The following is a 24,478-nucleotide window of genomic DNA, read 5'->3' as shown; positions in this document are numbered from 1 at the left end:
CAGCGGTTGCGTTACAGCATTCACCGTGTGCTCCTGCTCCTGCTGCTTGCAGCGGCTTTGGGAGGCTGTAACGGCGGTAACGTCACGGATACCACGACGGCGCCACAGTCGACAGGCGCTACCGCGACCGGCACCACCGCCAGTGGCGGCGGGACGAGCGCGGCGACGCTGGATGTGACCATCAGCGGCAGCGTCGGCGACGGTCCGGTTACGGGCGCAACGATCAGCGTCTATGACGCCAGTGGTGCCTTGCTCGGCACCGTCGTCAGCGACCGTGCGGCGAGTTACAGCAAGGACCTGCAGGTGCAGGCCAGTCAGTATCCGTTACGCCTGGTCGCCAAAGGTGGCATCGACCTGGTCACAGGGCAGGCGCCTGATTTCAATCTGGTCTCGGTGGTGCGGCGGACCTCGGACCGCATCGCCAATATCAATCCCTTCAGTACATTGATCGTCTACATCGCGGACCGTATGCCGGGTGGTATGACGGCCAGCAACATGAACACGGCGCGCAGTGTCGTAGTCGAGCGACTGGGATTCGGGCTGGATTCCAGCACACTGCTGAATCCGATCACATCGAGCCTTACTGCTGGGAATGAGGCAAACCTCGTCAAGGCCAGCGAGTCACTGGGCGAGCTGGTGCGGCGCACCCGCGACTTGATCAGGGCGACCGGCAGGACCATCGGGGGCAACAGCGTCATGACGGCCCTGGCGGCGGATCTGGTCGACGGTTTCGTGGACGGCCTCGGCGCGAGCGGTACGGACGCGACGGTATCGGCGGTGGCCAACGTGGTATCCGCGCAGGTGCTGGTCGAGGCCATGAGCAACAATCTGCGGGTCGGCGGCGTGATTGCCACGGGCGTGATCGACCAGTCGATCAAGAGCACGCACGCGGGTGTCGGTGATACCCAGCTCAGCGGCAGCGTGCGGATCAGTGGCACGATGATCCAGCAGGCGGAGACCGCGCTGGCTGCCGCGCAGGTGCTGGACAGCAGCGCGACGGTTGCGAGCATCGAACAGAAGGTCGGCACACTCACCGGTAACAGCACGGCAAGTGCGGTGGCCAGCGTGCTGCCGGCGAACACCACGAACAGTCTTGCCACCGCCAGCAGCAGGGTTGCCGGTACCTCGAACGCCAATCTCACCCAGATCAACCAGGTCGTCTTTGCCCAGGGCGATACCGGGGTGACCACGGCGGCTTCCGGTGGCGCCACCTCGGGCGGTGGGTCGAACGCCACGGCCTCCGGCAGCACTACGGGTTCCGGCAGCACTACGGGCACAGGCGGCACCGCCGCGACCGGGGGTACGGGCGGGACGGCTACCGCATCGGGCAGTGGTACGGGCAGCAGTTCCAGTGGCACGAGCAGTGGCTCGACCGCGACGGCGGGTAGTGCGAGCAGCGGTGGCACTGCCGCCGCGACCGGCAGCTTCACCGTAAACTGGGTGGCGCCAGTCGCGCGCAGTGACGGTACGCCGCTGACACTGTCGGCGATCGCCGGCTACCGCATCTATTACGGCAACCGGCGCGGCGACTATCCGAACAGCAGTACCATCGCCGATGGCGCGGCGCGCAGCGCCAAGGTCGCGAACCTGGCGAGCGGAACGTATTACCTGGTTATGACAACCTACGATACCGGCGGCCTGGAGAGTGCGTACTCGGCCGAGGTGGTCAAGAATGTGCCCTGATGCGGGCATGGTACGGCAGCACCGTGCGCCGAGGCTGCAGTCATGACGGTGCCGCAGCCGCGTGTCCTGCTGGTGGATGATGACCGCAGTCTGCTGCGCTTGCTGTCCATGCGGCTGTCGGCTGCGGGTTACAACGTGCTCGCCGTGGAGAGCGGGGAGCAGGCGCTCGCGCAGCATCCGCTGTTCCAGCCCGACCTGGTGATCACGGATCTGCGCATGGACGGGATGGACGGCATGGCGTTGTTCGATCGCCTGCATGCGCGCGATCCCGATCTGCCGGTGCTGATCCTGACGGCGCATGGAACGATCCCGGATGCCTTCGATGCGGCAGGCCGCGGCGTGTTCAGTTATCTGACCAAGCCGTTCAACAGCAAGGTGCTGCTTGAGCATATGCAGCGTGCGATCCGCAGCCGGCGTGGCATCGAGGCTTGCGCTGACGTCGTCTGAAGCTGGTCAGTGCTCCCAGCCGAGCAGGACCTCGCCCTGCCATTGGATACCCGGTACGGAAGCCACGCGGTTACGCAGCAGCGTGCTGATGTGCGGATTCTGATGCAGGGCGGACTCGAGCAGCTGCAGCGGTGCCGTGTAGTCGGTTGCGGAGCGCAGGTAGGTGATCAACGGCAGGCCATCCTCCAGGTAGAGGGTCGAGACCTTGCCGGCCCACACCGGGTAGCCGCTATCCAGGAGCTGCATATGGGACGGCCACAGACGCAGGACCGTCCGTTGACGCGGATCCGCGCCGGCCGGTCCGAGCAACAGCAGCTGCTGGTGGCGGCCGTCGTTCACCTCGGGCAGCACCGGCAGTTCATCGATGGCGGGGGCGGGCGCGAGCCACCTCATCGCTGTCAGCGGACTCAACGCCGGGGCGGGATGCCAGCCAGTCCTGGTGAGCGCCTGCTGCAGTGATTGCAGCGTGCCGGCCCACTGGAAGTTGAGCGGTTGCTCGTTCCGACCCTCGAGGTCGATGCGAAAGGCGGGAGCGGTCTCCCAGCCGCTGGTGCGCCAGGTGCGGCCGCTGATCCGCTGTATGGAGTTCGGAGGCGTGTAATGTGCGAGTTCGTTATCAATGTCGGAGAGCCGGGTCTGCCAGCTGGCGGCAGCAATCAGCAGGAGCAGGCCCGTCACCAGCAGGGGGCGGGTGCGCAACGGCGGTGCCGGGTGCCGATCGTAGGCGATACCGATCAGCGCCACCCAGAAAATCCCCAGACTGAGTCCCGCCAGTACATCGGAGAGCCAGTGTGCGCCAAGGTATAGTCGGGACAGGCTGATCGTGACGATCAGGACGCCTGCGCTGAAATAGGGCAGCCAGCGCCGAGTCTGCGGCAGTTCGCGTGCGACCAGCAGGGCGAGAAAGCCGTATACCGCCACGCTCATGCTGGTGTGGCTGCTCGGGAACGAGTAGCTGCCGTCGTATGCTACCGGGCGCGTGATGTGCGTCGAGATTTTCAGGATCCAGGTCAGCAACCCGGTGCAGCTGTAGACCGCGAGCCAGTGCAGCGCGGCCTTGCTGTTGCCACGCCAGAACAGCCACAGGCAGCTGCCCGCGATGATCAGGGCCAGGACCAGGCGGTCGCCGAGGCGGGTGAAGAACAGCATGATCGCATCCGCCCAGGGCGTGCGCAGGTTGTGCAGGCCCTGGTAGACATACGCATCGATGCCCTCGAGGGCATGACCGTGCAGCACCTGGCGCGAGATCAGCAGCAGCAGCCAGAGGGTGATGAAGAACAGTACCGAGAGCACGGCCAGGCCGCGTGCTTCCGGGTGATCGGGATCGAGCAGCGAGCCCGCCAGCGGCCGGATGCGCGGGTGTCTCCGGCTCCATTCCAGCGCCTGCTCCAGGGTATGTGTGGCATGCGGCTGCAGCAGCCGGATCAGCGTGCCGATCAGCCAGACGCCGCCCCAGGCCAGCGCGGCGATGACCACCAGCAGCACCACCAGCCGGCCGGCGACCTCGGCCGCCAGGCCCAGCGAGGCGCCGAACACCATGCCCGGGAGGATGTACACCGGTGCCCACAACAGGCAGGCGAGACTGTCGATGAGCAGGAAGCGTCCGGGCGCCATGTTCAGCATGCCTGCGATGGCCGGTACGATCGGGCGCAGCGGGCCGATGAAGCGCGCCATGAACACGCCCTTGCCGCCATGATCCACGAAGAAGTCGACACCCCGGTTGACCAGCGCCGGATAGCGCCTGAACGGCCATATCACGCGCAGGCGCTGGTGATAATGCCGGCCGAGGAGAAAGCTGATGATATCGCCGATGGCGGCGCCGAGGATCGTCCAGATCAGGATGGGATGCAGCGGCAGTGCGCCGGTGGCGATCAGGGCGCCGGCGCCGAACAGCAGTGCGGCGCCCGGGATCAGCAATCCGAGCACCACCAGGGATTCCATCAGCGCGACCAGGAAGACCACCGCGTTGAAGGCATGCGGGTGCTGTGCAATCCAGGTCAGCGAGGTTTGCAGCAGCGCATCCATCGGGCGGCGGGCTGGGTGATGTCAGAGGGAGCTGAACACCTGCGCGGCGCGATCCAGCGTGGCGTCGATGACGTCGGCGCTGTGCGCGCTGGAGACGAAGCCGGCCTCGAACGCCGACGGGGCCAGATAGACGCCCGCGTCCAGCATGCCGTGATAGAACCTGCGGAAGCGTTCCATGTCGCAGGCGCTGACCTGGCTGAAGCGCCGTATCGGCGCATCTGAACTGAAAAAATATCCGAACATTCCGCCGACCTGGTTGGTGGTGAAAGGAATGCCCGCCTGTTCGGCCGCGGCCTGCAGGCCGTCCGTCAGGCGGCGCGCGCTGGCGTCCAGCTGTTCCTGCACGCCCGGGGCGGTGGCCAGTTCCAGGGTGGCCAGGCCGGCGGCCAGCGACAGCGGATTACCGGACAGGGTGCCGGCCTGATACACCGGTCCCAGCGGGGCGATCTGCTCCATGATTTCCCGGCGCCCGCCGAAAGCGCCGACCGGGAGGCCGCCGCCGATAACCTTGCCGAGCGTGGTCAGGTCGGGGGTGACGCCGTAACGCGCCTGGGCGCCACCGCCGGCGACACGGAATCCGGTCATCACCTCGTCGAATATCAGGACGCAGCCATGGCTGTCGCAGAGCCGGCGCAGGGTCTCCAGAAAACCGGGCTCCGGCGGTATGCAATTCATGTTACCCGCGACGGGTTCTACGATGATGGCCGCAATTTCGTCGCCGATCGACGCAAATGCCTCCTCGACCCCCGTGCTGTCGTTATAGGTGAGCGTGCTCGTGTGCGCTGCGACGCTGGCCGGGACACCGGGCGAGGTCGGGACACCGAGTGTCAGCGTACCCGAGCCGGCCTTGACGAGCAGGGCATCGGAATGGCCGTGATAGCAACCCTCGAACTTGACGATACGGTCCCGGCCGGTGAATCCACGGGCGAGGCGGATCGCGCTCATGGTGGCCTCGGTGCCGGAATTGACCATCCGCACCATGTCCATCGACGGTACCAGCCGGCACAGCAGCTCGGCCATGCGGGTTTCTATCTCGGTTGGCGCGCCGAAGCCCAGGCCGTTGCCAGCCATGTCCTGCACTGCGCGGATCACGTCCGGATGGGCGTGGCCGGCGATCATCGGCCCCCATGAGGCCACGTAATCGATGTAACGTTTGCCATCGGCGTCGTACAGCCAGGGACCCTCGCCACGCGTGAAAAACACCGGGTCGCCGCCAACGCCGCGGAAGGCGCGCACCGGCGAATTGACTCCGCCCGGGATATGCTCGCAGGCGGCGTGGAACAGTTCTTGAGAGCGACTCATGGCGCGGGTTCCTTCATGTATTGATGGCCAGGGTGGATTGTCGCATAAAGCGCGCCAAGTGAAAGGTGAGGCAGGTCATGGGTACCGGCGGGTCGCAGGGATAGCGGTCGGGACTGCGTGGCCCTGCATGAGCACTGTGGTCGCAGTCGGGGCGCGCAGGGCGTCAGGGTTCGAACAGCCGCGCATAGGCGCGGGCCGCCGCCTCGATGTCCGGCTGACCGAACACGCCGTGAATGACCGCGAGCAGATTGGCACCCGCCGCGATCAGGCCGGCCCCGTTTTCCGGCGTGATGCCGCCGATCGCCGCGATGGGCACGTTGAGTTCGCGGCGGGCACGCATCAGCAGTGCCGGTTGCGCCTGGACCGCCTCGGGTTTGCTGTGCGAGGCGAAGAATCGACCGAATGCCACGTAATCGGCACCCGCTGCCACGGCAGCGCGGGCCCGATCCAGCTGGTCATAGCAGGAGGCGCCGATGATGGCATGCGCGCCCAGGCGCTGGCGCGCAATGGCAATGGCCGTATCCGTGGCCCCGAGATGGACCCCGGGTGCACCGAGCGCCGCGGCCAGCTCGATGTCGTCGTTGATGATCAGCGTGGCGCCATGCTGCCGGCACAGCGACAGCAGTGCTGCTGCCCGTGCATGGCGTTCCCCCGCGTCGGCCCGTTTGTCGCGGTACTGGACCAGTCGCGCGCCGCCGGCCAGGGCCTGCGCGACCTGCTGCACCAACTGCGCCGGCGCACGGGTGCCGGGATCCGTGATGACGTAGAGGCCGTCGGCCACTCCGGCGCGGCGCATCAGCTGTCCTGGTCGGCCTCCGCCCAGTACAGGCGGTTGGGCAGGTATTGCCCCATGCCGGGCCGATAGCCGTCCTGTAGGGCCTGCCAGGTGTAGTGTTGTGCCTCGTGGCAGGCCTGCAGCATGTCGAGTCCGTGTGCCAGCAGGCCGGCGAGACTGGCGGCCAGGGTGCAGCCGGAGCCGTGATAACTGTGCGGCAGGCGTTCCCAGGTGAAGGATTCCAGACGCTGGTGTCCCTGGTACAGTGTGTTGACCACGTGCGGGGACGGCTCGTGGGTGCCCGTGAGCAGCACATATTCGACTCCGCGATCGAGCAGGGCCATGGCGCAGGCGTCCAGGGTATCGGCCTCCGGCGCCAGGCGGCGGATCTCGATGCTGTTCGGTGTCGCTATCGTGGCCTGGGGCAGCAGCAGATCCCGGACGGCATCGATGAGGCCGGTCTCTGCGAGCGCCGTGCCGTTGCCGGAGGCCAGCACCGGGTCGAGAACCAGCGGGATATCGGGATAGTCACACAGGATGCTGTGGATGGCGGCGCAGTTGTCGACGCTGCCCAGCATGCCGGTCTTGAAGGCGCTGACCGGCATATCCTCCAGGATGGCGCGTGCCTGGCTGACCACGTGGCCGGGTTCGATCGGCTGGAATGCCATCACATCGGCGGTGTCCTGTACGGTCAGGGCGGTGATGACCGTGGCGGCGCGGCAACCCTGGCTCAGCAGGGCCTCGATGTCCGCCTGCAGACCGGCGCCGCCGCCCGGATCATGCCCGGCGAATGTGATTACCACGGGTCTTTCGTGCATGTGCGAATCATAGCGGAAGTCGGCACAGGCCGGTGCTGCGAATGCGTCCACTTCTCACGGCGCGGCAGACCCGTACAATAGGAGCTCTCCAGCAAGCGGATAAAGAAATGAGCGCTTACCGTGAATACGTGTGTGTGGTGTGCGGTTTCGTCTACAACGAGGCCGAGGGCCTGCCCGAGGAGGGGCTGGCTCCGGGCACCCGCTGGGAAGATGTCCCGGATACCTGGGTGTGCCCCGAATGCGGCGCAACCAAGGACGAGTTCGAGCTGGTGGAAATCTAGCGTTTTCGCAACGTCCCGCAGTCAGTGCGGTGCGCAATCCTGCGCATGGCCTACCGTGCATGTGGCCGGATTTTGGCTACACTTGAGGCAGCGAAATCACCCCGGGACCGCACTTTGTGGCGGGTAACTATCATGAATTCACTGCTGACATTGTGACATGAGCGGCTTTCCCCAGACGCTTTCCGAGATGGTGGCCGTCGCCGGCGATTTCTGCCGTCTGATCGATGCTGCGCAGACCCGACGCAATGACTGGCTGGAAGCCCTGTTCGAGCTGATGCCGCGACTGCATGCCGCCGTTACCGCGCTCAATAGCTACGATAGCGTGGACATGCCGCTCACCGACACCGATCTCGATGACCGTTTCGAACTCTACAGCCGCCTGCGCCTGGTCCTGGGCGAACGGGACGGTTACTGGCTGGAGTTTGATGCCGCGCCGGAGGCGGTGCACATGTCCGGCAGCCTGGCCGATGACCTGACCGACATCTATTTCGACCTGCGGCACGGGCTCGAGCTGCTGGATGACCTCTGGCCGCAGCGCGCTGCCCAGGCGTGGCGTTCCAGCTACCGCCTGCACTGGGGGCAGCACCTTGTGGATGCGGAACGGCATCTGTATGCCCTGAAGGTGCGCAACCAGCTGGCGATCAACTAGAACGCGCGATTCTCCCCGGCAGCGACCGTGACGGCGTAGCTGTTTTCATGAGTTTCCTGTATTTATCATGAACCGAACCGGTCCCTGGGGTGTCTGTTGCCGTGCCGGCAAACACACTAGAATAGGCTGCAACCGCCGGGCGGCAGCCGGCTTTCGTTCGTCAATCAGCAAGGGTTAACTCATGAGGCAATTCACCCGCAGGCATTCCGGTTTCACCCTCATCGAGGTCATGGTGGTCGTCGTTATTCTGGGTATTCTCGCGGCGATCCTGGTGCCCAAGGTCATGGACCGCCCCGACCAGGCCCGCATTACCAAGGCCCGCCAGGACATCCGTTCACTGGAAGCCGCGCTCAATCTCTACAAGCTCGATAATTACGTCTATCCCACGACCGACCAGGGACTCGAGGCGCTGGTTGACAAACCCGCCTCGCCGGAGCCGCCCAACTGGAAAGACGGCGGCTACGTTGACCGCCTGCCGCTTGATCCCTGGCAGCAGCCCTATTACTACCTGAGTCCGGGTGAGCATGGCGCCATCGATATCTTCTCGCTCGGCCCCGACCGGCAACCCAGTGAAGACGATATCGGTAACTGGAACCTGCAATAACCGGCAGTCATCCGGCGCATCGGCCCGCCTGCCCGGCGGGGGCCTGCGTGCGTGCGCGCCCGGCTTCACCCTGCTGGAGCTCATGGTGGTGCTGGTCCTGATCGGGATCATCTTCAGCTTCGCCACCCTGTCGCTGCGCGGTGACGACGTGGTGAAGCTCATGGAGCAGGAGGCACGCCGGCTGGAGACCCTGCTGGCGCTGGTCAACGACGAGGCCATCGTGCGTGGCGAGGAGCTGGGGATCCGTTTCGGCGAAGATGGTTACGAGTTCGTGGTGCTGGAGCAGGATGGCTGGACCGTGCCTGACGACGCGATGCTGCGCAGCCACGATCTGCCGGCTGATCTTCACCTCAAGCTAGAACTCGAAGGCGATCAGGCGCCCGATGCCGTCGCCACGGAGAGGGACAAGGAGCCGCCGCCGCAGGTGCTGATTCTGTCCAGTGGCGAAATGACCCCATTCTCTGTCATATTCGATTCGCGCCTCAGCGACTACCGCTACCGCCTCTCTGCCACGATCCTGGGTGATGTCAGCCGCAGCCGCGAGGGACCATTGTGATGCGCTGCCGCCAGCACGGTTTCACGCTGCTCGAGATCCTGGTGGCGCTCGCCGTGCTCGCACTGGCCATGGGTGCCGTGATCAAGGCTGCGAGCGATTACACCGCCAACCAGTCACACCTGCGCGACCGGACCATTGCTGCCTGGGTGGCGCGCAATGTGCTCGGGGAATTCCAGTTGCGCAACGAGTGGCCGTCGGTCGGCGAGCGCAAGGGCACCACGGATATGGGGGGGCAGGAATGGCGCTGGACGGCGCGGATTTCGCAGACGGAGGAGTCGGAACTGCGGCGCCTGGACGTCGAGATCTTTCCTGCAGCGGAGGAGGCCAAGGAACCGCTGACCACCCTGAGCGGATTTCTGCTGCAGCCGGTACTGATCACGCCCGGAACATGAGGCGCGTATCCCCGATCACCGCCGGCCGCGGGTTCACCCTGCTCGAACTGCTGGTCGCCCTGGCCATATTCAGCCTGCTGGCCGTGATGGCCTATGGCGGCTTGAACAGCGTGCTGTCACAGCGCGCGGCCACGGCCGAGGCCGCGGACCAGCTGGGCCGGCTGCAGAAGGTCTACCTGCTGATGGAGCGCGACCTGGAGCAGATCGTGGCGCGCCCGGTACGGGATGAATACGGCACCGAGCTGCCGCCGCTCGTGGGCAGCGAAACCATGCAACTGACCCGCGGTGGCTGGCGCAATCCGCTGGCGCTGGCGCGCAGCACGCTGCAGCGGGTCAGTTACGCCTTCGAGGACGACCAGCTGGTGCGCTACACCTGGGCTGTGCTCGATCGGGCCCAGGACAGTCAGCCGGTGCGGCAGCCGCTGACGGACGAGATCACGCAGCTCGACATACGTTATCTGGACAACGATGGCTGGAAGACCAGCTGGGCCGGAGCCTCCGCCCTCACGCTACCCGGGGTTGCTGCCGCGGTTCTGCCCCGGGCCATCGAGGTCACCCTGGAGCACAAGCGCTTCGGTAAGCTGGTCTGGCTGTTCCGGTTACCCGAATGAAAACTACCTGCCGCCACATCAGGATTACGCGGCAGCAGGGCGTGGCCCTGGTCACCGCCCTGCTGGTGGTGGCGCTGGCGACCGTGGCCGCGGTCGCCATGGCGACGCGTCTGCACGTCGATGTCCGTCGTACCGGTAACCTGGTGCACGGGGAACAGGCCTATTTCTATGCGCTGGCGGCGGAGAGCTGGGCGGAGGTCATCCTGCGCCGGGACGTGGATGGCAGCGCGCATGACTCGCTGGACGAGGACTGGGCCACCGCCCTGCCGCCGATCCCCGTCGAGGGCGGCTTCGTCAGCGGCCACGTCAGCGATCTGCAGGGCCGGTTCAACGTGAACAACCTGGTCGACAACAACGGCAATGCCAGTCCGGTCAATGTCGATTACTTCCGGCGTCTGCTGGGCGTGCTGGAGCTGGATCCGGAGCTCGCCGCGGCGCTGCTGGACTGGGTCGATACCGATATCAATGCCACCTTTCCCGGCGGCGCCGAGGACGATGCCTATCTGCTGCAGGATCCGCCGTACCGGGCCGCGAACCGCCGGATGGCCTCGATCAGCGAGCTGCGGTTGGTGCAGGGCTTCACCGACGAGGTGATGCGGGTGCTGGCCCCGCACGTCACCGCCTTGCCCGATCCGACGCCGATTAATGTAAACACCGCCACGGCCGAGGTATTGCTCGCGCTGGACCCGAAAATGACCGTGACCGGGGTGGAGGCCTTGCTGGCGGACCGGGAGAAGACGCCGTTCGACAATCGCAGCGGTTTCCTGGACCACCCCTCGCTGCATGGGGTGACTGTCGTGATGGATGTGGACGTCGCCAGCCACTGGTTTCTGGTGGTGACGGACGTCAAGGTCGGCATCGGCACGGCGCAGCTGGAGAGCGTGCTGGAACGGGATGCGAAGCTCCTGCAGGTCCATGCCCGCACCCGGGTGACGGACATCGTCCAACCGTCCGGTTAAGACGATGTATCTGCAATGGAATTCCGTATTTTTCCGGGCGATTCTGCTAGGATAGCCGCCTCAGGCAAGAGAAGGGACCTGCATGCGTGACACATTGCTGCTGAAAGCGGATTCCATCACCGGCGACAGTTGGCGCTGGCTGCGCCTGGATCCCGCCGGCATGCCTCGCAGCGACGTGCACGCCGGACCACTCGCGCAGGCTGCACAGGACGCCGAGGGCGTGCGCGTTGTCGTGCTTGCCCCGGGTGACAGGTGTCTGCTCACCAGCGTGCGCATCCCCGGCCGGAACCGCCAGAAGCTGCTGCGTGCCGTGCCCTATGCGCTGGAGGAACAGCTCTCCGAGGAGGTGGAGCAGCTGCATTTCGCGCTCGGGGATGCGAACGCGGATGGCGCATGGCCGGTCGCGGTCATCGAGCGCGATTACATGGGCCAGCTGACGGCCGCGCTGGATACCACCACCCTGGACGTCCAGCAGGTGATTCCCGAGATGCTTGCCCTGCCGCTGGTCGAGGAGGCGATGACGGCGCTCGTGGTCGATCATCTGGTACTGGTACGGACCGGCCGGGACAGCGGCTACGCAGTCGACGGCGACAATCTGGACATGATGCTGTCGCTGCAGCAGGGCGAAGTGCCCGCCCCCGTGCGCATGATCGTGCGTCCGGATGTCCAGCCACCGGTGGTCGATGACTACGCCGGTGAGGTCAGCGAGACCTTTTACGATGACGATCCGCTGGTCGTTTTCGCGCAGGGCCTGGAGGGGCGGCCGATCAACCTGCTGCAGGGCGACTATATCCGCAGTGGGGACTGGTCCCGGGTGTGGAAACCGTGGCGTGCCACCGCGGCCCTGCTGCTCGCCGGCATCCTGGTCAGCCTGATCGCCATGGGCGTCGATTACTTCCGGCTCAGTCGCGAGAGCGAGCAGCTCCAGTCCCGCATCGAGCAAACCTTCCTTGCCGCCGTGCCGGGGACCAAACGGGTGGTCAACCCACGGCTCCAGATGCAGCAGCAACTCGACCGGCTGCAGCACGGTACCGACAGCGGCGCGGATTTCCTGGTGCTGCTCGGCAAGACCGGCTCGGTCATGAAGAGCGTCCAGGGTCTGGAACTCGGGGGTATCAGTTTCCGTTCCGGGCGGCTTGACCTGGACGTGAAGATGCCGAACCTGCAGGCGCTCGACCAGCTCAAGCAGGCCCTGGCCGGCAGCGGCGGGCTGGCGGTGGAAATCCAGTCGGCGACCACCGGTGATGACCAGCGCGTGCAGAGCCGGCTGCGCATACAGAAGGCGGGCACATGAAAGAGTGGCTGGATAACCTGGCGCCGCGCGAGCGCATGATGGTGCTGGCCGTTGCCGCGTTCCTCGTATTGCTGCTGGCCTACCTGTTGATCTGGGCGCCCCTGCGTGGCGGCTATGTCGACCTGCGCGATACCGTAACCGACCAGCGCGCCACCGCCGTCTGGATGCAGGAGAGCGCCCAGCTGCTCGCGCAGCTCAAGCGCAGCGGGGTGCGTGGCGGGGGGCTGGGCGGTCAATCCCTGCTATCGCTGGCGGACAGCACCGCCCGCGCCGGCGGGCTATCCGGCGCGCTGAAGCGGGTCGAGCCGGAAGGTGCGGACAGCGTCCGGGTCTGGCTGGAGGGCGCAGCCTTCGACCAGGTCGTCCGCTGGCTGGGGAGTCTGGCAGAGCGCTACGGCATCTCCGCCGACACGGCCAGTATCGAGCGGGTCGCCGATGCGGCCGGCCGGGTCAACGTACGGCTGACGCTGCAGGCGCCGGCGCTGTGAAGCGCGCCTGGCGCTTCATCGCGCTCGGGATCGCGGTGTATATCCCGGTACTGTTGCTGACCCTGCCGGTCGAGCGGCTCACCGGCGCCGTGACGCGCCAGATCGACGGCCTGCAGATCGGAGCGGTCTCCGGTTCGGTGTTCGCCGGCGAAGCCGGGTCCCTGGCTTATCAGGGCGAAGAGCTCGGGCCGGTGGGCTGGCGCTTCAGCCCCACAGGCCTGCTGCGCGGCAGGCTCGAATACCTATTGGATCTGCGCAACCCCGATTACCGCGGCGCGGGCCGGGTCGGCCTGGGCCTGAACGGGGTCCTGGTCGGGCACGCGTTCGATCTACAGCTGCAAGCGGATCGCCTGATCAACACCTTCACGCCGGTCGCGATTTCCAGTAGCGGACAGCTGAGATTGCAGCTGGATCGCTTCACGCTCGAGCGCGGCCAGGCCCGGGATGTCACGGGTGTGTTGGAATGGGCGGCGGCTGAGCTGCGCTCTCCCGTACAGCTGCCGCTGGGCGACATCAGCTGCGCCATCGAGAACCGGGAGCAGGACCTGGTGGCGCGTGTCACGCAGGGCGGGGCGCTGGGCGTGGCCGGCGACATCACGCTCGGCCCCGACGGCCGTTACACCATCCGTCTGCTGCTGCAGCCGGGGCCGGAGGTTGCACCCGCCACGACGGGGTTGCTCGAGGCCATGTTGCGACGGCAACCCGATGGCAAGTTCCTGATCAATTCGACCGGTCGCATCTGAGCCGGACGGCTGGCAACTGCTGCACCATGGAGTCGCTGAAACTTATCCTGCCGGTCCAGCATGTCTTCACGGATCCGACCGTAGAGACCGATCTCGCACGATTGCGTGCATGGCTGGATGATCTGCCACTCATGGACGTGGTCGAGACCCTGCATCTGGTACGCGGCGGCCTGGACGGACTCAATGCCCAGCGACTCGCGCCCGGACCGCGCCTGGAGCTGCTCGAGGCTTACCGGGCGACGTCGGAACAGTTGATGCACAGCCTCGATCCACTGCAGCTGGGACAGCTGAAGCTGTCGCGGACACGGCGTACCGAGGCCATCGCCGGTATCGGCTGCCTCCTGCAGAGTCTGGCCGGGGGCTACAAGCTGCTTGTGGCGGATCTTTATGCCGGCAGCAGTCGGGACAAGCCGCAGCCGCAGCTCGATATCGCCCTGCACCGCGCCCTGCAGCTGATGGTGTACGTCCTGCTGGACAACTACCGGTTCTACCGCGAGGTGCAGCCGGCGCAGATCGCAGAGACGCATCAGCTCTACCGGCTGGCGCGCAGTTTCGGATTCCTCGGCGTCACCGCGCCGGATGCCGGCGTCCCCGGCGTGACGACGGCCGGTTACTACCACGCCGGCATGCTGCTGGCGCTGGCGGAACCGGCACGGTTGGAGGAAGGCGAGGCGGGGTTGCTGTACGACGTCCTGCTGCGGCACGCTGATGACTGCAGAATCCTGCCCGGCAACAGCTGGGATGGTGCGGGCGAGGGCATCTTCCTGCTCGACCTGCAAGGGGACAGCCTACCGCAACCCTGCATCCAGCTCGAATCTCCAGTCGTGCTGAAGGACGCCTATCTGCTCGATGCGAACCCGGCACTGCGCGCGATCCGCGAGCAGCTGGCCGGCACCCCGGCGGGGTTGCGCATGCAAAGCCCGGAGGCCATGGTGCTGCGCCGGCTGCTGCCGGAGGATCGCGGTACCGAACGCCGCCGCCAGCAGCGTCACCCCGATGGTCGCTATGTCAGTCTGCTGCACGGTCTCGCGCAGATTCACGCCTACCTGCTGCGCGGCCCCGGCAAGGGCGCGGCCAGCACCGGAAGCGGCCGCTCGGGGCAGCCGCAGTGCCGCGTCCTGGATAGCAGCGCCATAGGCATGAAGCTGGCCTGGGAGGATGGCGGTGCCGGCGACGCCTGCGTCGGCGACCTGCTCGGCGTGCTGGAACAACAGCAAGGCCAGCAGGTATTGCGGCTGGCCATCATCCGCTCGGTGCGGGTTCCGGCACAGGGCGAAATGGAGACCGGGGTCCAACTGCTCGCCGGTGGCGTTGGTGCCGTGTACTGCAAGCTCGCGGACCAGCCCGGCAGCGCCGCACTGCCGGCGCTGTTCATGCCGGCCGACGAATCGGAACGCACCCACGCCACGCTGCTGGCCGCCAAGGGCGTGTATGCATTCGGGAGCCGGCTCATCATCAATGTCAGCGGCCGCACGATCAACGTGCGTGCGGGACGGCGGGTCTTCGACAGTCCGGTTTTCGACCGCTTCGAATTCGCCGCGCATTGAGCACGGACCGCAGGCGACAAATCGCGGTGGTCATGATAGGCTGCCGTGCAGAGCTGCAAGCCAGTCGCGGGGTGCGAAGCAAATGAAGCAAGGCAGGAATGTTCCGGTCGGTGTGAAGATCACCACGGAGAACAAATGCGGTTTCTGTACCAACTCGAAGTGCTGTACCTACATCACCGAGGAGCTGGCCACGCCGCGCTCCATGCACGACTTCGATCATATGCTGTGGCAGCTTTCACACCGGGACATCCAGGCCTACAAGGACGAGGACGGCTGGTACCTGCTGGTCAATAACAGCTGCACCCACCTGCTGCCGGACGGGCGCTGCGGCATCTACGACGACCGGCCGCTGATCTGCCGTGAATACACCAACGATTACTGCGAGTTCGACGAGCCGGCCGAGCGGGGTTTCGACCTGTTTTTCGAAGATTACGCGGCATTGCTGAAATACGTGAAAAAACGCTTCAAGACCTGGCACAAGTACGCGGCGAGTCGCGACCAGCAGCTGCGGCAGGCTTGAGGCGGCGGGGCAGGCGCGCGCGCGTGCTCAACGCCCGTTGCCGCCCCGGTCGCTCGCGCTATAACGTGCGCCCGGCATGATCTGGTCGAAGCCCTCGATGGCAATGAATTCATCGACCGCGCGTACCGGTGCCTGACTGTCCGGCCTGCTTACTGCCAGCAGGTGGCGGATGCCGTACTCGCGGGCCGTGCGCAGCACCGGCAGGCTGTCGTCGATGAACAGCGTAGCCGCCCGGGTGAACTGCTCCACGCCTTCCAGTTCGAGCCAGAAACGCAGGTCCTCCTTCGGATAACCGAGATCGTGCGAGCAGACCAGCGCATCGAAGGCGCCGGCCAGTCCGGTGACCTCCATCTTCAGGTCAAGACTCCTGGCATGGGCATTGGTCAGCATGACCACGCGCCGGCCAGAGGCGCGTACGCGGCGTAGAAACTCGGGCACGTGCTCGTGCACCGCGATCAGGTGATGGATCTCGCGCTTGAGCGCGACGATATCCAGACCGAGCTCGCGACTCCAGTACTCGACGCAGTACCAGTCCAGCGTGCCTTCCTTGAGCCGGAAACGCGGCACCAGTTCGGACTTGGCGGCGTCGATATCGATCTGCCTGCGTTCGGCATAACGCAACGGTACGTGCTCGCGCCAGAAGTGATTGTCGAAATGCAGGTCGAGCAGCGTTCCATCCATGTCGAGAAACACGCTGTCGATTTCCTGCCAGGGTATCATGGGTATGCCTGCCGCTCGTGGATGGCAGCGTCAATGGTAGCAGATCGCGTATACTGTCCGCCTCCCGCGCGGTGGAAGCTGCCGGGGCAACGGGATTTCAGGGGCAGAACCGGAAGGGTTATACAGTGAACAACGATGAGACAGACGGTGACATCGGGTCGTTGCTGGCGCCGGTCACGGCGCTGGCGCGCACGGCCGGTGAGCGCATACTCGAGGTCTACAACAGCGATGATTACGCGGTGGAGGAGAAGGACGACCGGACCCCGCTGACCGCCGCGGATCTCGCCTCGCACCACACCATCGTGGACGGGCTCGGCCGGCTTACCCCGGGGATTCCCATCCTCTCGGAGGAATCCTCCAGCCTGCCCTACGACGAGCGCGCGCGCTGGCGCCGTTACTGGCTGGTGGATCCGCTGGACGGCACCCGCGAGTTCATCAACCGCAATGGCGAGTTCACCGTCAACATCGCACTCATCGAGGACGGCGTGCCCGTGCTCGGCGTGGTGCACGTGCCGGTAACCGGTGTCAGCTACAGCGCCTGCCGTGGACGCGGCGCCTTCAAGCAGACCGGGGATGCCAGGCCGGATCCGATTCGCGTGCGCCGGCTGGATGGCGGGCCCGTGATGGTGGTCGGCAGTCGCTCGCACCGGGGCAAATCACTCAACGATTTTCTTGCCAAACTCGGTGCGCACGAACTGGTCGGCATGGGCAGTTCGCTCAAGCTGTGCCTGGTCGCAGAGGGCATTGCCGATATCTATCCGCGTCTCGGTCCGACCTCGGAGTGGGATACGGCGGCAGCCCAGTGCATAGTCGAACAGGCCGGGGGCCACGTGACGGACACCGGTATGCAGCCGCTGCGCTACAACACCAAGGACTCGCTGCTCAATCCGTATTTCCTGGTGTTCGGCGACGCCGGCCGGGATTGGTCGCGGTACCTCTAGCGGTTGCCGGCGCTGTATTCGCCGCTGACCTGCGCAGCAGCAGGAACATCAGGCCGGCGCCGAGCAGTCCGCCGCAGACATCCGCGAGGGCGTCGTACGGGTCCGTGTCGCGGCCGGGTACGAAGGACTGGTGATATTCGTCCAGTACTCCGTACAGACCGGCCAATGCCACGATAAGCCAGTAATACCCGCTGTGCTGTCGACAGGCTGCCGGGCTGCAGGCGCCCATGGCGAGGAAGCCGAGGACACCGTAGGCGATCAGGTGCAGGAGCTTGTCCACGTGCGGAAACAGGGGTGGCAGATCGATCCCCGGCTGGTCGGAGAGATAGTAAATGACGGCCGCCCAGCCGATGGCAAGGAGCAGGAACAGCGGGCGCACACGCGGGTGTTGCAGCAAGTTCAGATCCCTGCTTCGCGCCGGTGCCAGGTCCAGGCCGTGGCTATGATGGCGTCGATGTCTTCATACAGCGGCTGCCAGCCCAACTCGGCGCGGATACGGCTGGAGTCGGCGACCAGGGCCGCCGGGTCGCCGGCCCGGCGCGGTGATACCTCCGCCGGTATGGGGTGTCCGGTGATGGCGCGTGCCGCATCGACCACCTGGCGGACGGAGTAGCCTGCGCTGTTCCCCAGGTTGTAGACCGAGTTGCCGGCCCCGCCAAGCAGCGCCTCGAGCGCCAGCAGGTGGGCGCGCGTCAGATCCGAGACATGCACATAGTCACGCAGGCAGGTGCCGTCCGGCGTCGGGTAGTCGTCCCCGAAGATGCGGATACCGGCACGCTGGCCGGTCGCCACCTGCAGCACCAGCGGGATCAGGTGTGTTTCCGGCGCGTGGCGTTCCCCGATGGTGCCGGAGGCATCGGCGCCGGCGGCGTTGAAGTAGCGCAAAATGCTCCATGTCAGATCGCTGGCCGGGCTCAGGTCGGCCAGCAGGCGCTCCACCGCCAGTTTGGTGAAGCCATACGGACTGGCCGGACGGCACGGGTGCGACTCGCTGATCGGTACCCGTTCGGGTTCGCCGTACACGGCTGCCGTCGATGAAAAGATGAAGTGCCTGATACCGCCCTCCTGCATCGCCTCGAGCAGGTTGATGGTGTTGGCGACATTGTTGCGGTAGTAGGCCAGCGGGTGTGCGACCGATTCGCCCACCAGCGAATGGGCGGCGAAATGCATCACCGCGTCGATCGGGTAGCGCGCGAATACCTGGCGCAGGTCCGCGGGATTGCCCAGATCGCCGGCGACGAAATCGCCGCCAGGCAGCAGTTCCCGGTGTCCCCGCGACAGGTTGTCGAGCGTGACGACGGGGTAATCGGCGCGCAGGAGGTCGAGCACCATGTGCGACCCGATATAACCGGCACCCCCGACAACCAGAATGGCGGGTTTGCTCATGTGGCGCTGTATCAGTGATTGATGACGGTCGAGGTGATCGGGCGCCGGTCGATGCGGTCGAGAATACGCTGGGTCAGCATCCGGCCGAATGCGGCGCGCTTGTTGCGCAGCTGGCTGGTGCGGGTGCTGATGGGATCATTGTACAGGACGGGGCCGTTCCAGCCGGCCAGCAGCGCGGCCAGCGCCGGCGGGTGCGCCTGCCGGTCCTCCAGTCCGTCGATCAGCAGGATCTCGACCTGCTGCGGTAGCAGTCCGGCGATCAGCTCGGCATCGGGGGTGAAGCTGTCTACGATCTCAAAGCCACAGTCTTCTAACAGTTCTGACAAGTACTGACGGGATTTTTCCCTTGCGCACACCACCAGCCGGAGTTTTTTTTTAGTCGGCGCGGGTGAGGCGGCCTCTGGCATATCCTGCTCCGGTGGCCCCTGCTCCGGAATCTCGCTCTCCGCTAGCGGCGCTGCGGTCGTTGCGGCAGCGGTACTGGCCGCGGCGGCGGCTTCCAGTGCATCGACCCGGGCAGCCAGCTCCGCGGCTTCCTGCTCGTCGGCGCGATCTTCCGGGCTGACTTCGGCGGGGACGATGACCGGGAAAATGCCGCCGGCCTGCTTTTCCCGGGCGACGTCGCTGATCAGTTTGGCATCGATGCGCCGTTTCTGGTCGGCATAGCCGTAGACCAGCGCGGTGTCACAGAGCAGGTTGATAAGGCGCGGCACGCCGCCGCTGTAGCGGTGCACCGCCGCGCAGGCCCGCGGCGTGAACGTGTCCGGATCGCCGCCGGCGATCTTCAGGCGGTGGCGGATGTAGCCGGCCGTCTCGGCTTCGGACAACGCTTCGAGGTGATAGTCGACGTTGATGCGCTGGGCAAACTGGACGAGATCGGGGCGGCGCAGGGTGTCGCGCAGCTCACGTTGACCCGACAGCACCACCTGCAGGGTCAGGTTCTTGTCCGCATTGATGTTGGAGAGCATGCGCAGCTCTTCGAGCGTCTCGGCGTCCATGTTCTGGGCCTCGTCGACGATCAGAACCACGCGCCGGTTCTGGGCATACTCCTCGATCACGAAATCGACGAAGCGTTGGTACATCTCGACCTTGCTCATGTCCTTGTGGTCGAGGTTGTAGGCCAGCAGTATCCATTGCAGCAGCTCGCCGAACGAGCGATGGGTGTTGGTGATGAGACCGATGGTGTATTCCTGGCCCATGTTGTTGAGCAGCTGGCGGATCAGGGTGGTCTTGCCGGCGCCGATCTCGCCGCTGATCACGGTGAAGCCTGCCTGGTTCATCAGGCCGTACTCGAGCAGCGTGAGGCCCATGCGATGCTTGTCGCTGAGATACAGAAAGCCCGGATCCGGCAGCAGTGTGAACGGTTTCTCTTTCAGTCTGTAATAAGTTTCGTACATCTTCGCAACCGTATCAGACGAGCTTGCCGTCGGCCTTGTTCAGAACGGTTCCCACAATGTTGGTGACGCTGAGCAGTTCCACTGCGCGCTGCAGCTCGTCCTTCTGGGTCACGCCTTCCTCGACGATCAGCAGAGCGGCATCGACATGGGGCGCGAATGCCAGCGTGTCGGACGAGGTCAGCAGCGGCGGCAGGTCGAAAATGATGATCCGGCTCGGATAACGGGCCTTCATTTCCTCCACCAGCCGACCCATCTTCGGTGAGGTGAGCATCTCGGAGGAGTTCGCCAGTGGCTGGCCACCGGGTAGCACCACCAGTCGATCGACGATGCCGGGCTTGATCAGGAGTTCCGAGACGGCAACCTCGGACGTCAGGTAGTCGCTCAGGCCCTTGCGCCGGGGCAGGCCGAAGTAGTCCGTCAGGCCGGGTTGCTGCAGATTGGCGTCGACCAGGAGTACGGTGTAGTCGACTTCGCGGGCGATGCTGATCGCCAGGTTGATCGCCGTCAGCGTCTTGCCGGCGCTGATGCCGGGGCTGGTGATCGCCAGGGTATTCCAGCCGTGTTCCTTGAATGTCTGCAGCAGCCGCGTGCGCAGGAGGTTGTAAGCCTCGGTGAAAGGGCCGGGCGGCAGGCCGGCGATGATGCGGTGATCGCGCAGGATGTTTTCGTTCAGGCTGACCGCCGTGGTGAGCGCCTGACCCGATCCGGGCGTCGCTTCCGGTGACGGCGGCAGCGGTTGCACGACATTGCCACCCTGTACGTTTTGGCGTTCCTGGCGGGCCTTTTCCAGCGCCTGTTTGATACGTTCCATAAGTTATGTCATCCCTTGGCCAGGCTTTCAGTATAAAGCCTTTATATTTCAAGAGGTATGTTCCTGGATACTGTCCTTTGGTACAGGACGCCCGGCTTGTGCGCCAGGTCGCACTGGTACTGCCTGGCATGGCCGGATCGGTACCTGTTGTTAAGCCTACCCCGAAGATTAGAGACCTGTAATCAATATGTCGCGGTGACCACCGTTATTGGTCGGTGCCCGTGTGCGAGGACGTTCATGCGCCCGTCAACTGATCGAATTTGCGCAGCGCCTTGAACAGCATCACATCCAGCGGCGTGACCAGGAAATGCACCAGCAGCAGGAGCACGACCAGGCCGGCCAGGAGCGTGACAACGATCAGGGTGCGCCGTCGTTTCCGTCCGCTGTTCTCTGCCGTGTTGGGCAGGTAGGGGATGACGGCCAGCGGTGCGGTATGCAGCAGCATCGTCACGCCCTTAACGCCACGCACGGCCTTGTCCATACTCTCGCTGACGGCCGCTGAGCCCACGCTGGCGCCCAGGGCGAGCACCAGGCTCAGGAACACGATCGCGCCGCGGTTGGGACTGACCGGCTCTTCCGGCAGGATCGCCGGGTCGATCAGGGTGAATTTCTCGCCCTTGCGTTCCTTTTCCATTTCCTGCGCCACTTCCGCGGTCATCTGCTTGGCCCGGATTTCCTGGTAGCGGCGGGTCGAGTTCTCCAGGTCGCGCACGATGGCGCTGTATTCCTGTTCGGAGCGCGGGGTCTGCATCAGGCGCGACTCGTACTCGGCAACCTTCTGCACCAGCTGCGCGCGTTTGCTTTGCAGGGAGCGCATTTCCGTGGTGGCGGCGACAAGCTGGGACTGCAGCGTCACGTAGGCCGGATTATCGGCCCGGGGGGGTGCCATATTCGCGCCCGGTGCGGCGGACGCCTCGCGGAGTTCCTGTTCCAGGTTGCTGATCTGCCGGTTCAGGCTCTTCACGTCCGGGTGTTCGTCGGTATAAGTCTGCCGCGCCGTGGCCAGCTGGTCCCGCAGCGCCTGCAGCTGGGCCTGGATCTCGGCGTTCGACGGGCCCTGTCCGGTTTCCTGTTCCAGCGCCCGGATTTCGCGGCGGACTCGCGTGACATCGGGGTGATCCGGTGAATAACGGCTGATCAGGCCGATGTATTCCGTACGCAGGGCATCGAGTCGGGCCGACGGACTCAGCGTGTTGCTGCCGCCATAGGGATCCATCACGGCGAGCTGGCCGTTCAGGTAGACCCGCCGCTCCTCAAGCCCGCGCGTCTGGGCATCGATATCGGCGATCTCCCGCTCGGTACGCTCGAGGATCTGGGTATTCAGATCGCGCAGTTCCGGCAGCGTGTTGACGTTTTTCTCCTTGAACTCGGCCAGCTCCTTCTCGAGTCGACTGATATCGTCACTCAGGCGGCTGGCCTCCTCGGTCAGGAAGTCATAGGTCTCGGCAGCCTTCTCCGTGCGTGATTTCAGGTTCTCGTCGAGGTAGAGAGTGGTGAGCTCGTTGGCGACCTTCAGCGCCTGCTGCGGGTTGTCGCTCTTGTAGCCCAGGGTGAAGGCGATGGTGGCGGCCGTGGGACGCCCGGTACGCGGGTCCATCACATCCGCGTTGATCATGTCGATCGTGATGTCACCACGCATGTCGTTGAGGACTTCCTCGATCGTGTTAAGGCGGCGCTCCTTCTCGTACAGGTGGTACTTTTCGATGATATCGAGCAGGTTCGCACGCGACATGACGCGCTGGCTGATGACCTGGATTCGCTGCGCCGCGTAGCTGGTAACCGTCGACTGGATGAGTTCGGTGGGGATCTCCTGCTCTTCGATGAGGATGGTGGCGGAGGCCTGGTAGGTCGGTGGCCAGACCAGGGCGATGATCAGTCCGAGCAGGAAGACGATGCCCGCGACCAGCGCGATCATCCCGCGCCGGCGCCGGAACGCCGCCAGGTAATCGCCAAAATCCAGTGTTTGCTCCAGTGCAAGTTCAGCCATGTCAGGTTCCTGTCAAGATCGGGGGCTGCAGCCAATGCTACGAAGATTATACGAATTCAGTGTCTTGCGGCATCGTATCTTGGTACTAATCCGGGGTATTTGTCGAGACGCGCAGCGCGCTGCGGGCGGCTTCACGCCGCCTGTCGCCGGGATCCGGTTCCGATCCATCCCGTTACCCCTTGCGACAAGCCGCGAAGTGGTTATTTATCTATTTGATATTGTTGTAATTATTTGTCTATCGCCGCCCTGGGATTCGGGTCTGCGGGATGTCCCTGGCCGCCTTTATCGCGCGAGCGACGTCTTGGGCGGTTTATAGGTCAAAGTCACGTACACGGAATTGCGTGTTGCGGTTCCGGAAACCGGATCGTCGTTATCGACGTAGCGGTATTCGCCTTCCAGTTCCCAGGTGCGGCTCCAGCGCCAGGACGCCTTGGGACTGATACGCAGGAATGTCTCCTTATCCTGGCTCGGGACGGTAACCCCCCGGCTGACGATGGTCTCGTTCTCGACGTACTCGACCCGCAGCGAGGTGCGCAGGGTTTCCGTCAGCTTGTGATCGCCTTTCAGCGCGAGGCGGGTACTGTCGAGCAATTCGCCCAGGCTGCTGGGATACGAGTAGCGGGATACGGAGGCGCTCAGCGAGCCGGTCTCCAGGGTCTTGGTGATGCTGGCCGTGTAGATGGCGGACGTGGAATCGAACTTGCCGCTCGCGCTGACGCTGGGCACGGTATCGGACGTGGTCTTGCGCTGGCCAGCCAGAAACGATGCCTGCAGCGTTTCCGTAAAATTGGTCGTGAGGCCGGCCTGCAGCGATACGGTGACGGAGTCGAAATTGGTTTCCGGCTGGTAGTTGCTGTAACCCGCAGTGAGCGTCCCGTATACCCGCGGTGTCAGTTGGCGGATCAGGGAGGCATTGGCCACGTGGTAGCGATAGTCGATCTGATCGTTTCTGCCGGGATCGTTTTTGTAATTGACGTCGTTGAACTGATAGGAAAGCTCGAGCCGGGTGAGTTCGGTCAGCAGCCGCGACCATGATGGACCGAGCGCCAGCTTCTGCCGCGTGACCCGGTTGTCCGTCACCTGCCCGGTTTCGTCCAGCTCGGAGTCCAGGGTGCTGTCGCGGGTGAAATCGAGGGTTGCCTTCAGGTTGTCCGCCTCGGTGTTGTGATAGGCCGTGGTGCCAAGGTGGTAGTCTTCCCGATTCAGCACGCTGCCGCGTTCACGCCCGGTGCCGCCGGTGTAACGCCGGATCGCCATCATGGCGTCACCGGTCAGCCCCGAGGTTTCCGTTGCGACACCGAATTTTGCACTCGGGGACAGCGTGGTTTCCCACACGGGCGAATGGGCCGCGGCGGTGAGGCGGATATTGTCATCACGTCCGGCACGCAGGGAGATTTTCGGTTCGATCGACCACTCAGCTGCCGGCGCCAGCAGCGGGAAAGCGACCAGAGGCAGTAGTACCCAGCCTGTCAGATTGTGCATGCGCATACGATTCCCTTGCTCGCTGACCCTGTCACTCGGATACGGCCACAGGCCGGATCC

The 24,478-nt window shown here is 65.0% G+C and carries 26 protein-coding genes; 15 read left to right on the top strand and 11 right to left on the bottom strand.

Annotation, left to right across the window (positions count from 1 at the left end; genetic code table 11):
* Positions 1–27: 27 nt before the first annotated feature.
* Entirely contained in the window at positions 28–1,683 is a 1,656-nt protein-coding gene (locus tag R3F42_14785) for a hypothetical protein (protein MEZ5543285.1), read from the top strand.
* 42 nt (positions 1,684–1,725) lie between these two features.
* On the top strand, positions 1,726–2,130 hold the full coding sequence (locus R3F42_14780; GenBank protein MEZ5543284.1) for a response regulator: 405 nt from the start codon (positions 1,726–1,728) through the stop codon (positions 2,128–2,130).
* Between the two features lie 6 nt (positions 2,131–2,136).
* On the opposite strand, the gene R3F42_14775 is transcribed toward R3F42_14780, so the two are convergent.
* From R3F42_14775 to R3F42_14760, 4 genes are all read right to left on the bottom strand, one after another.
* Positions 2,137–4,155, bottom strand: a complete 2,019-nt coding sequence (locus R3F42_14775) for a phosphatase PAP2 family protein (GenBank protein ID MEZ5543283.1) — start codon at positions 4,153–4,155, stop codon at positions 2,137–2,139.
* 21 nt (positions 4,156–4,176) lie between these two features.
* Positions 4,177–5,457 carry a glutamate-1-semialdehyde 2,1-aminomutase gene (gene hemL / locus R3F42_14770; GenBank protein MEZ5543282.1) on the bottom strand — a complete coding sequence of 427 codons (1,281 nt, stop codon included), beginning with the start codon at positions 5,455–5,457 and terminating at the stop codon, positions 4,177–4,179.
* 163 nt (positions 5,458–5,620) lie between these two features.
* Positions 5,621–6,253 (bottom strand): thiamine phosphate synthase, encoded by a 633-nt coding sequence (gene thiE / locus R3F42_14765; GenBank protein MEZ5543281.1) that lies wholly within the window; start codon positions 6,251–6,253, stop codon positions 5,621–5,623.
* A complete protein-coding gene (locus R3F42_14760) occupies positions 6,253–7,050 on the bottom strand; it encodes a hydroxymethylpyrimidine/phosphomethylpyrimidine kinase (GenBank protein MEZ5543280.1) in 798 nt (265 codons plus the stop codon). Before R3F42_14760 ends, thiE begins: the two co-directional genes overlap by 1 nt.
* A gap of 107 nt (positions 7,051–7,157) precedes the next feature.
* Between R3F42_14760 and R3F42_14755 the strand changes: the two genes are divergently transcribed.
* The 12 genes from R3F42_14755 to R3F42_14700 all read left to right on the top strand — a co-directional run bounded on the left by R3F42_14755 (position 7,158) and on the right by R3F42_14700 (position 15,694).
* A complete protein-coding gene (locus R3F42_14755) occupies positions 7,158–7,331 on the top strand; it encodes a rubredoxin (GenBank protein ID MEZ5543279.1) in 174 nt (57 codons plus the stop codon).
* Positions 7,332–7,488: 157 nt separating this feature from the next.
* Positions 7,489–7,980, top strand: coding sequence for a DUF5063 domain-containing protein (locus R3F42_14750; protein MEZ5543278.1), 492 nt, complete (start codon positions 7,489–7,491; stop codon positions 7,978–7,980).
* A gap of 181 nt (positions 7,981–8,161) precedes the next feature.
* On the top strand, positions 8,162–8,584 hold the full coding sequence (gene gspG, locus R3F42_14745; GenBank protein MEZ5543277.1) for a type II secretion system major pseudopilin GspG: 423 nt from the start codon (positions 8,162–8,164) through the stop codon (positions 8,582–8,584).
* Complete coding sequence (gene gspH, locus R3F42_14740; GenBank protein ID MEZ5543276.1) at positions 8,550–9,140, top strand: type II secretion system minor pseudopilin GspH; 591 nt, start codon at positions 8,550–8,552, stop codon at positions 9,138–9,140. The genes gspG and gspH overlap by 35 nt, the downstream gene beginning before the upstream one ends.
* Complete coding sequence (gene gspI, locus R3F42_14735) at positions 9,140–9,532, top strand: type II secretion system minor pseudopilin GspI (GenBank protein MEZ5543275.1); 393 nt, start codon at positions 9,140–9,142, stop codon at positions 9,530–9,532. Before gspH ends, gspI begins: the two co-directional genes overlap by 1 nt.
* Positions 9,529–10,143 (top strand): type II secretion system minor pseudopilin GspJ, encoded by a 615-nt coding sequence (gene gspJ / locus R3F42_14730; GenBank protein MEZ5543274.1) that lies wholly within the window; start codon positions 9,529–9,531, stop codon positions 10,141–10,143. Before gspI ends, gspJ begins: the two co-directional genes overlap by 4 nt.
* Positions 10,140–11,102, top strand: coding sequence for a type II secretion system minor pseudopilin GspK (gspK, locus tag R3F42_14725; protein ID MEZ5543273.1), 963 nt, complete (start codon positions 10,140–10,142; stop codon positions 11,100–11,102). The genes gspJ and gspK overlap by 4 nt, the downstream gene beginning before the upstream one ends.
* An 82-nt stretch (positions 11,103–11,184) precedes the next feature.
* Positions 11,185–12,396 (top strand): type II secretion system protein GspL, encoded by a 1,212-nt coding sequence (gene gspL / locus R3F42_14720; protein MEZ5543272.1) that lies wholly within the window; start codon positions 11,185–11,187, stop codon positions 12,394–12,396.
* Entirely contained in the window at positions 12,393–12,884 is a 492-nt protein-coding gene (gspM, locus tag R3F42_14715) for a type II secretion system protein GspM (protein ID MEZ5543271.1), read from the top strand. Before gspL ends, gspM begins: the two co-directional genes overlap by 4 nt.
* On the top strand, positions 12,881–13,627 hold the full coding sequence (locus R3F42_14710) for a type II secretion system protein N (GenBank protein ID MEZ5543270.1): 747 nt from the start codon (positions 12,881–12,883) through the stop codon (positions 13,625–13,627). The genes gspM and R3F42_14710 overlap by 4 nt, the downstream gene beginning before the upstream one ends.
* A 26-nt stretch (positions 13,628–13,653) precedes the next feature.
* The gene (locus R3F42_14705; protein ID MEZ5543269.1) at positions 13,654–15,174 is read left to right on the top strand and encodes a hypothetical protein; all 1,521 of its coding nucleotides are present in this window, start codon (positions 13,654–13,656) and stop codon (positions 15,172–15,174) included.
* A gap of 82 nt (positions 15,175–15,256) precedes the next feature.
* On the top strand, positions 15,257–15,694 hold the full coding sequence (locus R3F42_14700) for a YkgJ family cysteine cluster protein (protein MEZ5543268.1): 438 nt from the start codon (positions 15,257–15,259) through the stop codon (positions 15,692–15,694).
* A gap of 27 nt (positions 15,695–15,721) precedes the next feature.
* Here the strand turns inward: R3F42_14700 and yrfG are convergent, their stop codons facing one another.
* Complete coding sequence (gene yrfG / locus R3F42_14695; protein MEZ5543267.1) at positions 15,722–16,414, bottom strand: GMP/IMP nucleotidase; 693 nt, start codon at positions 16,412–16,414, stop codon at positions 15,722–15,724.
* A 125-nt stretch (positions 16,415–16,539) separates the two neighbouring features.
* Between yrfG and cysQ the strand changes: the two genes are divergently transcribed.
* Positions 16,540–17,355, top strand: coding sequence for a 3'(2'),5'-bisphosphate nucleotidase CysQ (gene cysQ / locus R3F42_14690; protein MEZ5543266.1), 816 nt, complete (start codon positions 16,540–16,542; stop codon positions 17,353–17,355).
* Here the strand turns inward: cysQ and R3F42_14685 are convergent.
* The 6 genes from R3F42_14685 to R3F42_14660 form a co-directional block, all read right to left on the bottom strand.
* A complete protein-coding gene (locus R3F42_14685; protein MEZ5543265.1) occupies positions 17,297–17,752 on the bottom strand; it encodes a VanZ family protein in 456 nt (151 codons plus the stop codon). The two genes, cysQ and R3F42_14685, sit on opposite strands and share 59 nt — an antisense overlap.
* A gap of 2 nt (positions 17,753–17,754) precedes the next feature.
* The gene (gene galE / locus R3F42_14680; protein ID MEZ5543264.1) at positions 17,755–18,741 is read right to left on the bottom strand and encodes a UDP-glucose 4-epimerase GalE; all 987 of its coding nucleotides are present in this window, start codon (positions 18,739–18,741) and stop codon (positions 17,755–17,757) included.
* Positions 18,742–18,752: 11 nt separating this feature from the next.
* The gene (locus tag R3F42_14675; protein MEZ5543263.1) at positions 18,753–20,138 is read right to left on the bottom strand and encodes a tRNA (adenosine(37)-N6)-threonylcarbamoyltransferase complex ATPase subunit type 1 TsaE; all 1,386 of its coding nucleotides are present in this window, start codon (positions 20,136–20,138) and stop codon (positions 18,753–18,755) included.
* Positions 20,139–20,151: 13 nt separating this feature from the next.
* Positions 20,152–20,949 (bottom strand): CpsD/CapB family tyrosine-protein kinase, encoded by a 798-nt coding sequence (locus R3F42_14670; GenBank protein ID MEZ5543262.1) that lies wholly within the window; start codon positions 20,947–20,949, stop codon positions 20,152–20,154.
* Positions 20,950–21,184: 235 nt separating this feature from the next.
* Positions 21,185–22,936: a Wzz/FepE/Etk N-terminal domain-containing protein gene (locus R3F42_14665; protein ID MEZ5543261.1), complete on the bottom strand. Its 1,752-nt coding sequence runs from the start codon at positions 22,934–22,936 to the stop codon at positions 21,185–21,187.
* Positions 22,937–23,218: 282 nt separating this feature from the next.
* The gene (locus R3F42_14660; protein MEZ5543260.1) at positions 23,219–24,418 is read right to left on the bottom strand and encodes a hypothetical protein; all 1,200 of its coding nucleotides are present in this window, start codon (positions 24,416–24,418) and stop codon (positions 23,219–23,221) included.
* Between the last annotated feature and the right edge of the window lie 60 nt (positions 24,419–24,478).

Source organism: Pseudomonadota bacterium, assembly GCA_041395565.1.
Classification (GTDB): Bacteria; Pseudomonadota; Gammaproteobacteria; order UBA9214; family UBA9214; genus UBA9214.
Note: the sequence above shows the minus strand (reverse complement) of the source record. Positions and strands in the feature narration are given on the sequence as shown.

Bases quoted from the DNA above. Each gene is read 5' to 3' on its own strand.
- R3F42_14660 (MEZ5543260.1), bottom strand. From the start codon at position 24,418: ATGCACAATCTGACAGGCTGGGTACTACTGCCTCTGGTCGCTTTCCCG.
- gspI (MEZ5543275.1), top strand. From the start codon at position 9,140: ATGCGCTGCCGCCAGCACGGTTTCACGCTGCTCGAGATCCTGGTGGCG.
- R3F42_14670 (MEZ5543262.1), bottom strand. From the start codon at position 20,949: ATGGAACGTATCAAACAGGCGCTGGAAAAGGCCCGCCAGGAACGCCAA.
- R3F42_14760 (MEZ5543280.1), bottom strand. From the start codon at position 7,050: ATGCACGAAAGACCCGTGGTAATCACATTCGCCGGGCATGATCCGGGC.
- R3F42_14705 (MEZ5543269.1), top strand. From the start codon at position 13,654: ATGGAGTCGCTGAAACTTATCCTGCCGGTCCAGCATGTCTTCACGGAT.
- R3F42_14665 (MEZ5543261.1), bottom strand. From the start codon at position 22,936: ATGGCTGAACTTGCACTGGAGCAAACACTGGATTTTGGCGATTACCTG.
- hemL (MEZ5543282.1), bottom strand. From the start codon at position 5,457: ATGAGTCGCTCTCAAGAACTGTTCCACGCCGCCTGCGAGCATATCCCG.
- thiE (MEZ5543281.1), bottom strand. From the start codon at position 6,253: ATGCGCCGCGCCGGAGTGGCCGACGGCCTCTACGTCATCACGGATCCC.
- R3F42_14755 (MEZ5543279.1), top strand. From the start codon at position 7,158: ATGAGCGCTTACCGTGAATACGTGTGTGTGGTGTGCGGTTTCGTCTAC.
- R3F42_14750 (MEZ5543278.1), top strand. From the start codon at position 7,489: ATGAGCGGCTTTCCCCAGACGCTTTCCGAGATGGTGGCCGTCGCCGGC.
- gspK (MEZ5543273.1), top strand. From the start codon at position 10,140: ATGAAAACTACCTGCCGCCACATCAGGATTACGCGGCAGCAGGGCGTG.
- gspL (MEZ5543272.1), top strand. From the start codon at position 11,185: ATGCGTGACACATTGCTGCTGAAAGCGGATTCCATCACCGGCGACAGT.
- gspM (MEZ5543271.1), top strand. From the start codon at position 12,393: ATGAAAGAGTGGCTGGATAACCTGGCGCCGCGCGAGCGCATGATGGTG.
- R3F42_14700 (MEZ5543268.1), top strand. From the start codon at position 15,257: ATGAAGCAAGGCAGGAATGTTCCGGTCGGTGTGAAGATCACCACGGAG.
- R3F42_14780 (MEZ5543284.1), top strand. From the start codon at position 1,726: ATGACGGTGCCGCAGCCGCGTGTCCTGCTGGTGGATGATGACCGCAGT.
- gspG (MEZ5543277.1), top strand. From the start codon at position 8,162: ATGAGGCAATTCACCCGCAGGCATTCCGGTTTCACCCTCATCGAGGTC.
- galE (MEZ5543264.1), bottom strand. From the start codon at position 18,741: ATGAGCAAACCCGCCATTCTGGTTGTCGGGGGTGCCGGTTATATCGGG.
- R3F42_14775 (MEZ5543283.1), bottom strand. From the start codon at position 4,155: ATGGATGCGCTGCTGCAAACCTCGCTGACCTGGATTGCACAGCACCCG.
- yrfG (MEZ5543267.1), bottom strand. From the start codon at position 16,414: ATGATACCCTGGCAGGAAATCGACAGCGTGTTTCTCGACATGGATGGA.
- gspJ (MEZ5543274.1), top strand. From the start codon at position 9,529: ATGAGGCGCGTATCCCCGATCACCGCCGGCCGCGGGTTCACCCTGCTC.
- R3F42_14675 (MEZ5543263.1), bottom strand. From the start codon at position 20,138: ATGTACGAAACTTATTACAGACTGAAAGAGAAACCGTTCACACTGCTG.